This window comes from Deltaproteobacteria bacterium (assembly GCA_016874775.1).
Lineage (GTDB): Bacteria > Desulfobacterota > Binatia > Bin18 > Bin18 > VGTJ01.
The window spans coordinates 24,891-33,149 of the sequence record VGTJ01000045.1; the positions used below are offsets into that span (position 1 = coordinate 24,891).

The 8,259-nt window shown below is 54.2% G+C and carries 9 protein-coding genes; 6 read left to right on the forward strand and 3 right to left on the reverse strand.

The window, feature by feature from the left end:
• Positions 1-48 precede the first annotated feature (48 nt).
• From FJ147_09940 to FJ147_09965, 6 genes are all read left to right on the forward strand, one after another.
• Positions 49-1,605 (forward strand): sigma-54-dependent Fis family transcriptional regulator, encoded by a 1,557-nt coding sequence (locus tag FJ147_09940; protein MBM4256205.1) that lies wholly within the window; start codon positions 49-51, stop codon positions 1,603-1,605.
• A gap of 75 nt (positions 1,606-1,680) precedes the next feature.
• Complete coding sequence (locus tag FJ147_09945) at positions 1,681-2,811, forward strand: class I SAM-dependent methyltransferase (protein MBM4256206.1); 1,131 nt, start codon at positions 1,681-1,683, stop codon at positions 2,809-2,811.
• A 15-nt stretch (positions 2,812-2,826) separates the two neighbouring features.
• Positions 2,827-3,162, forward strand: coding sequence for a hypothetical protein (locus tag FJ147_09950; protein MBM4256207.1), 336 nt, complete (start codon positions 2,827-2,829; stop codon positions 3,160-3,162).
• 108 nt (positions 3,163-3,270) lie between these two features.
• On the forward strand, positions 3,271-3,954 hold the full coding sequence (locus tag FJ147_09955) for an EthD family reductase (protein MBM4256208.1): 684 nt from the start codon (positions 3,271-3,273) through the stop codon (positions 3,952-3,954).
• 28 nt (positions 3,955-3,982) lie between these two features.
• Positions 3,983-4,768 (forward strand): SDR family oxidoreductase, encoded by a 786-nt coding sequence (locus tag FJ147_09960; protein MBM4256209.1) that lies wholly within the window; start codon positions 3,983-3,985, stop codon positions 4,766-4,768.
• A gap of 246 nt (positions 4,769-5,014) precedes the next feature.
• The gene (locus tag FJ147_09965) at positions 5,015-5,461 is read left to right on the forward strand and encodes a hypothetical protein (protein MBM4256210.1); all 447 of its coding nucleotides are present in this window, start codon (positions 5,015-5,017) and stop codon (positions 5,459-5,461) included.
• 224 nt (positions 5,462-5,685) lie between these two features.
• Here FJ147_09965 and FJ147_09970 read toward each other — a convergent pair whose 3' ends face one another.
• The 3 genes from FJ147_09970 to FJ147_09980 all read right to left on the reverse strand — a co-directional run bounded on the left by FJ147_09970 (position 5,686) and on the right by FJ147_09980 (position 8,057).
• Positions 5,686-6,141: a GNAT family N-acetyltransferase gene (locus FJ147_09970; GenBank protein ID MBM4256211.1), complete on the reverse strand. Its 456-nt coding sequence runs from the start codon at positions 6,139-6,141 to the stop codon at positions 5,686-5,688.
• Between the two features lie 37 nt (positions 6,142-6,178).
• Entirely contained in the window at positions 6,179-7,456 is a 1,278-nt protein-coding gene (locus FJ147_09975) for an IS110 family transposase (protein MBM4256212.1), read from the reverse strand.
• Between the two features lie 328 nt (positions 7,457-7,784).
• Positions 7,785-8,057, reverse strand: a complete 273-nt coding sequence (locus FJ147_09980; protein MBM4256213.1) for a DUF2442 domain-containing protein — start codon at positions 8,055-8,057, stop codon at positions 7,785-7,787.
• Between the last annotated feature and the right edge of the window lie 202 nt (positions 8,058-8,259).

Below are 8,259 nucleotides of genomic sequence, written 5' to 3' on the forward strand. Positions count from 1 at the left end.
ACTTTGCGACTATGTTAAAGGGCACCAACCAAGAAAGGAAAGACGCTCATGAATAGTGGAGTGTCCAGTACCGAAAGACTCTCCCTGCTGTTTGACCTTACGCGTATGTTCTCGGAGCAAATCGAGTTGGACGAACTGCTCCCCTTGGTGATGGAAAAAACGAAAGAGGCCCTACGAGCGGAGAATTGCTCGTTGTTACTTCTTGATGAAACGCGCCAACAACTCTTCTTTCCCGTCATTAGTGATATTGATCCCGAAGTTGGAGAGCAACTGAAAGAAGTCTCGTTTCCTGCTGATCGCGGCATTGCCGGGTGGGTCGTGCAGCATGGCAAATCAACCTTGGTACCGGATGTGGGAAAGGATGAACGGTTTTATCCGGATGTTGATCGACGGATAGGGGTGCGGACCCGCGACCTGCTCTATGCTCCGTTGCGCACGCGCTATGGCGTCATTGGTGTCATTAGCTTGCGAAACAAGCTGACCGGTGTGTTCGATGTCGATGACTTGAATTTCTTGGATGCCCTGATTGGGCCAGTCGCGATTGCGATAGAGAACGCACGGCTGTACCTGCAAGTCAAACAGTCAGAAGCGAAACTGAAACAAGAAGTGGCCACGCTGGCGCGAGAACGGGTACGGCAAGATCGCTTCCCGGAAATCGTTGGCAGTGGACCTGCAGCCACGCACTTGTTTGCCAAAATGGAAAGTGCGATCGGTCCGTCATTTCCGGTGCTGGTCGAAGGGGAGACGGGAACCGGCAAGGAGCTGGTGGCGAGAGCGCTACATTACAACGGGCCACGCAAAGATCAACGCTTCGTCCCGGTCAATTGTGGTGCTATCCCCGAGGAGTTAGTGGAAAGCGAATTGTTTGGCCACAAGAAAGGTTCCTTTTCTGGTGCAGGCGTAGATAAACCCGGCCTCTTTGAAGTTGCTGATGGTGGGACGATCTTTCTCGATGAAATTGGTGAGACGCCGCTGCATATTCAAGTGAAACTCTTGCGGGTGCTGCAAGATGGGAAGATTCGTCGGCTTGGTGAAACGCACGAACGCCGGGTCGATGTCCGTCTGATCTCAGCGACGAATAAATCTCTGACAGATGAGGTCCAACAGCGCCGTTTTCGCGAGGATCTCTATTATCGTATCAATGTCTTTCCGATTGAGGTCCCTCCGCTCCGCGAGCGTCGCGAAGATGTTCCTTTGCTCGTGTCTCACTTCGTACGGAAATGTTCCATCCAACAGGAGAAGAAAGTAGACGGCATTACGAAAAAGGCGCTGGAGATGCTGTCGCTTTACTCATGGCCCGGCAATATCCGCGAACTGGAAAATGAGGTTGATCGCGCGGTGGCCCTGACGCCACAGGGGCAGCCGATTCCCGTAGAAGCCCTTTCCGACCGTCTTGTGAATCAGAAATCACTGCGGGTGCCGTTTCCGTCCGAAGAGCTGCTATTGGAAGATGCCCGCAATGCGTTCGAAAAGGCCTATATTGAGGAGATGTTGGCAAAATACCAGGGAAATGCGAAGCGGACCGCCGAACAACTCGGTATTACTAGACAGCATCTGCATAATTTGATCAAAAAATATGGACTACGGACGCGCGAGCGGGTGTAGAAGCCAAAACCGTACGCGGAGATCCGCAACCACACGAAAGGAGTTCCTGTGATTTACGAACAAACCCAACACGACATGCTGCCCCAGGCGAGCCACGATGAGCGAGCACGACAGAACTTCGTGCAAAGTCTCAAAGTCCACCTTGCAACCAACGTATCTCCTGGCAACAAAGCGGTGTACGAAAAGCGAGCGAAACCGCGCTTTGAACGTGAGCACAAACGCGCGCCACAAGATCGTCACGATGTCCGTCGAGTTATGAAGGACGAACCGTACTACCAAACCTGGAGTGCGTTGCTCCGCACGAGTCAAGAGATGATGTGGGACTCTGTGGCTGCAAGTGTTGAACGCCAGCTTCCTGACCTTATTCATCGAGCCAAGGGAAATGGAAAAACCCTCGGCTCATTGACGCTTGATCCACAACTTGTGATCCCCTCCTATCACACTGCGGTGGATATTCATTGCCAGCCCGGTGCGTATCATACAGAGACGACGACCGATGATGTCGCTGCGGGAGCGATCTACGACCGTGCGGTACACGTGTATGCTATGGGCCGTATGGGGCCGATGAATGATGACCTCGGTGCGTCACTGGCCGCCTATGTGAAACACCAATATGCGAATTTCCATCCGCACAAAATTCTCGATATGGGCTGCTCAGTCGGGCACAGCACAGTGCCCTATGTTGATACATATCCAGAGGCTGACGTGTACGCGGTTGAAATTGGTGCACCCATGCTGCGCTATGCCCACGCCCGTGCGGAAGCGCTTGGCAAACGCCTCCATTTCTCACAGCAGAATGCCGAGCACACCAATTTCGCTGACGCCTCGTTCGATTTAATTGTTTCTCACATTTTGTTGCATGAAACCTCCAGTGCCGCGATTCGTAACATCGTCCGTGAATGCCATCGTCTATTGAAGCCAGGGGGGATGATGCTGCATGTGGAAGTGCCGCAGTATCACGGCATGGAGCCGTACGACGCTTTCATCCTCGATTGGGATACGTACAACAACAACGAACCATTCTGGGGAACGTTGCACGATATGGACCTGGTGGAGTTAGCAGCTAATGGTGGATTCGCAAAAGAGAAAATCATTCAGACCTTGATTCCGAGCGCCTTCAGAATGGCGCGTTCACGGACTGGGTTGTTCCAAGGTGGCGATTTCGGCGGCGGTGGTGAATGGTTTGTCTTTGGAGCAGTGAAATAACGGAGGAGCGTCGGTATGGCAACAAAAGCCAAAGGGAAGAAGCCGACGTTCTTCGCTGACCCGCAAGTCGACAAGCTCATGGCGATTGTGATGGCGCTTGCTGGCGAAGTCTCTGTGTTGCGTGAACGGCTCGATACCGTTGAGCGACTTGTGGAAACGAAAGGGCTCTTCGCTCGCCAAGAGGTCGAGACGTATCGAGCGAGCGAGTCGGTAACAGAGGAGCGTGAACAGTGGAGAAGCCAATACATTGCGCGGGTCTTGCGTGTTGTCCGCGAAGAACTGGATGCTGTCGAACGCGGAGAAGTGACTCCCGAGTCATATGAGGCCGTGGTGCAAGCGGTATCCTCGTGAGTTGGGACGGCAGGCAGTAAGAGACAGTGCAGGCAAATAAACGTGGGGGCGTATGGCAATACGCCCCCACGCGTTTATTGTCCAACCAACCAAAAGGAGGGATTTCTCATGGTCCATCTCATGTTCCTGATGCGACACAAGCCAGGCTTGAGTCGTCAGGGCTGCCAACGCCACTGGCGTGAGATTCATGCGCCACTGGCGCAACGTATTCCCGGTATTCGCCGCTACGTACAGAGTCATGTCCTTGCCGCGCCGGGTGAAGAACCACCCTATGATGGTGCTGCCGAGATTTGGGTCGACGACGAAAAAGCCGCGACCACCGTCTTCCAAAGTAAAGAGTATCTAGAAGGTGCGTACCTCGATGAACCGAATTTTGTCGACATCAAGGCGGCTTTGCGACTTCGCACGGAAGACCACCTGATACTGGCGGGTGCACCGATAGGAAAAAATGAACGGCTGGTGAAACGGCTCTCATTCGTCAAGCGGAAACCAGGTATGAGCCCGCAGGAGTTCTTTCGCTATTGGCAAGATGTTCATGGTCCGATTGCGTGCAAGTTGCCTGGTCTGCGACGTTACTTACAATGTCACAATTTGATGTCTTCTTACGAGCAGCAAGAGCCGCGCTTCGACGGCGTGGCGCAGGTCTGGTTTTCAGATGCTGCCGCGCTTGAGAGAGCGTTTTCGTCGCAGGTGTATCTCGAAGAAGCGCGACCAGATGGTCAGAAGTTTATTGCTCCGGATGGAGTGATGGGGCTGCTGGTCGAAGAAAATCGCGTGATTTGGTCGGAGTGATTAACACAGAAAAAAGGAGGGATCGATTATGGGACGACTCGACGGAAAAGTGGCATTCCTGACAGGAGCGGGATCCGGGATCGCTAGTGCTGCGGCGCATATCTTTACTCGCGAAGGCGCGAAAGTCGTGATTGCTGAACTCAAACCAGAACTTGGGCGGGCGAGCGAACAATCGGTGCGGGCCGCGGGAGGAGATGCGACCTTCATCGAAACCGACGTGACCAAAGAGGAGAGTGTCAAAAACGCGATTGCACAGACAGTGAAGAAATATGGCAAACTCAATATCATCCACAACTGTGCTGGTGGTTCGATCGTTGAAGACAAACGGGTGACCGATGTCGCCATGAGCGTGTGGAATCACACGATGTCACTCGATTTACTCGGCACGTTTCTCTGTTGCCGGTATGGCATCCCTGAAGTCGTCAAGGCTGGTGGGGGTTCGATTATCAACATGTCATCGGTCGTCGCGTTGCGCGGGGCCTTTCCCATTCATGTGTACACCGCTGCCAAAGGTGGGGTGATTGCGTTGACCCAATCGTTAGCAGGGACATATGCACGTGATGGGATTCGTGTGAATGCTATCTGTCCCGGTGTGGTGTTGACTGAACGGGTACGCCAGCGATTTGGTGAAAATCGTGAACAGCCGGCGACCATTCCGCAGACACAAGCGATTCAGATCGACTGGAAACAGTATCCGTTCGGAACTGGCCAGCCGGAAGATATTGCCAACGTGGCGCTGTTCCTTGCCTCTGATGAATCGCGCATGATCACTGGTGCGACGATTCCTGCTGATGGTGGGATGTCAGCCTACTAACGCAGACAACAGTGAGGTTGGTACACAGGTATGGTTGTCGGCTTTTCGTGTAGCGTGTGCGCAGCGCACGCTATGCTGCAGGTGCCTTTGTCTGCGAGACCAGCATGAGAGGATGGGGACCTTGATCCCCTGCTCATGTATGGCAATTTGTCAACGCAGCAGTCGTTGAGCGAAGCCTGACGATCAAGAGGCATATTTTTGCGAGCTGTTGCAATTTGTCGATGATGTAGAAAGTGGAACATTGTAATGACCTATCGATTCCTTACGTGGTGTGCGGTTATTATCCTCTGTCTATCGGTATTCACTGCCTGTAACCCCATACGAATGACAACTGATGCAGTCGGATTGACTGAGAAAAGCCTCGCTGGAGGCGAGAAGGTCCATCTCAAAGTACCGCCCGAACAAGCACTAAGAGTTCTCGACGAAGTAGCGGCACAGCACGGCTGGTCGATTGTCAGTGTCGGGGATCAGTTTGACATGCAAGGCCAGCGTGGAAAGTACTTTCGCATGGAGACCGTTCGCTTTATCGGCGGGCGCAAACAGATGAGCGGAGTGTTCTTTAACGAACCTGGGGGATCATACGTAATAGTGGGCAGAAACGAGGCTGGCCTGCCACCTGAGTTAGTCGAGCCATTTCTTGCCGCAGTGAATGGTCAACAGGGTAGTACGAAAGAGGAGGAGAAACAGCCGTAAGGGTCTCGGTGTTGATGTTTTCGGTTGCTAGCCTTTTGAAGGCGTTTGTGACGACTGTGGCGCGTCAGCGGTGGCGCGATTGGTTAGGAGCAGTTTTGCGGTGAGACTTTTTCCTCACTTCTTGTTGCTTCTTGTTTTGTTCTTCCCACGTTGATCTTCGTTCTGTGTCCTCATGCTGTCCTTGGCACTTCACGTCAAAGGTAGCACGGACTCCCGTCAATGCCTCAAAGTGCTTTGGTCATAAAGACACTATTGGGGTCGTCAATATAGTCCGCGAAGGGTGGACAATACTCAAAGCCAAAATTTGCGTATAAAGTGCGCGCGGGGATAAAAAACTCCATTGACCCGGTTTCGAGACTCACTCGTGCGTAGCCACGTCGCTTTGCCTCCTCAAGGAGGTGCTGTAGCATCTGTTTCGCAACGCCCTCGCGCCGATGAGAAAAAGCCGTGCGCATCGATTTAATTTCCGCATGCTGCGGGTCGAGTTCTTTGAGTGCACCGCACCCTGCTAAGATCCCTTCGTCCCAAATGGTCCAAAAGGTGATTGCAGGCTGGCGTAAGCCTTCAAGGTCTAAGGCATGGATGCTTTCTGGAGGAGAGACGCGGTGCATGTCACGCAGATGCTCGTTCAGTAGCTCCGCGACCTCCGATCCTCGCAAATCGTCCCTGCGTATGTCCATTGTTAGCCCCCATTTTTCCTTTTCGGCTTTCAGAGCCTCATGTGAAAATAACCTCGCGGACGATCAGTTCGCCGCTCGCGAGTGCCTCCTGCGGGGGCTGTACCGTAATCTGATAACCCAAGTGTTCTAACCGCCGCACTAGCCGTTTGGCCGTGGCTTCCGGCCGTAGCCGGTCAAAGTAATCACCGCCCAACTCGCGATACGGCTCGTGCCGACTCAGCAGGCAATACGCAATCACCAAGATCGAATGGGCCCCCGCGACAATCGCCCGCTTCTTGCCGCGCCGAGCGGCGAGCCGCCGGTATTGCGCCGCCAAGTAGGTCTCCTTGGTGTGCGCGGCCGCGTGGGCAGCTTGAATCAAGCTCTGACGTAAGGCGTGATTACCGTTACGGGTCGGGCTGGAAAACCGTTTGCCGCCACTCTCGCGATTGCCCGGCGCAACACCAGCCCAGGCCGCCAGATGGCGAGCGGTGGGAAAGCGGCTCATGTCGGTACCCATCTCGGTCACCAGCACTTCGGCGACCTCACGGCCGACCCCTGGAATCGTGTCTAGCAGCGCAATCCCTTCGGCGAAGGGTTTCTCGTATTCCTCAATCTGCGCGGTAAATCGGACAATCGTCTCCTCCAAACTGTCAATCTGCACCAACAGCTCGCTAAGGATAAAACGATGATGGGCCTGCACGCGCCCTTCCAGCGCCTGGGTCAACTGCTCGCGCTTGTTGCGCAAGCGGCCTTTCGCTAACTCCGCCATCGCTGCGGGCGAACTCCCCTGCGTAATCAGGGCCTGCAAGATTGCCCGTCCCGACACGCCCATCACGTCTGTCGCGACCGCCGCCAGCTTGATATTGGCACTCTCTAACACCTTGTGCACGCGATTGACGAGACTCGCGCGCTCTCGCACGAAATTACTCCGATGCCGTGTCAGCTCCCGCAACTCGCGCTGGACGGGGGGTGGAATGAAACTGGCGCGTAACAGCCCATGTTGCAACAACTCCGCAATCCACTGCGCATCCTTCACGTCGGTCTTGCGCCCGGGCACGGCCTTGATGTGCTGCGCATTGACCAGCAACACCTCAAAGTGGGCTTCCAGAATGTTGAACACGGGCTTCCAATACTCCCCCGTGCTTTCCATCGCGACATGCGTACATCCCGCGGCCAGCAACCAATCGGACAGGGCCAGCAAGTCACAGGTCATCGTACTGAAGCTGCGTGTCTCCTGGCAGACGCCCCCCTGCGGATCGAGCGTGAGCCGACAGGCCACCACCGTCTTCTTGTGGACATCCAACCCCGCACAGTGCGTGTACAGAACGTGCATCCGACACCTCCTCATAGATGGCACACGCGGGCGGGGATCCCCGATGACGCAGAATCTCATGTGCGTGCTTCCCGCAGGACGGGAGCGACAGTGGGCAGTGCCTGAGGGGATCCGGGTACGACTGCTCTGCAAGCTCACAGCACTAGGGCAACATCGACCTCGGTGCCAATCGCGTGCGCTCCGGTGAGGATACCGCTTTTTCATTCGTGGTGGTACGCGCTCGCGTAGGCGGACTGCTCTGAAATAGCGCGCTAAGTGCCTGAATTCGCTAGCTCTCCCCTATTTCATTCTGGAGGGTGAAGCTTGCTTCATGACTGGCTGAGAGGGATTAGGCGTTTTGTTGTAGAGACTCATCAATACTAATTTCTTTGAGGGGGACACTTTCGAGGTATAAAGTTTCCGGTCCGATGTCTTGCTCATGCGGCCATTGGACCGTACCGAAGGCAATCCGTACTTGTTGGAAATAGCGAATGTCTTTGAGTTCCGAAAACACACCATAGTCGAGGTAGGGCTTTGCATCAAATCTTTTGAGGCTGCCATCATTAAACTGCAAATCAAGGGTGAAGTCTTCGTTCGCTTTGACAGCAATAACTTTTTTCATCTCAAATCCCCCTATCAGGACTTACGCTTTGGACCTTAACAAGCCGTGACATGAGGGTTTTGTAGTTCAGCGCGAAGGTAATGACTAAACAAACTCTCCCGCACGGCATACAGGGTCTGGCCCAGTTCTTGAGCTTTCACTTTCAAGGATACCCACGCATGATAACAACATGCTAAGTGATTGCGCTGTGCCCGCGCCGCCC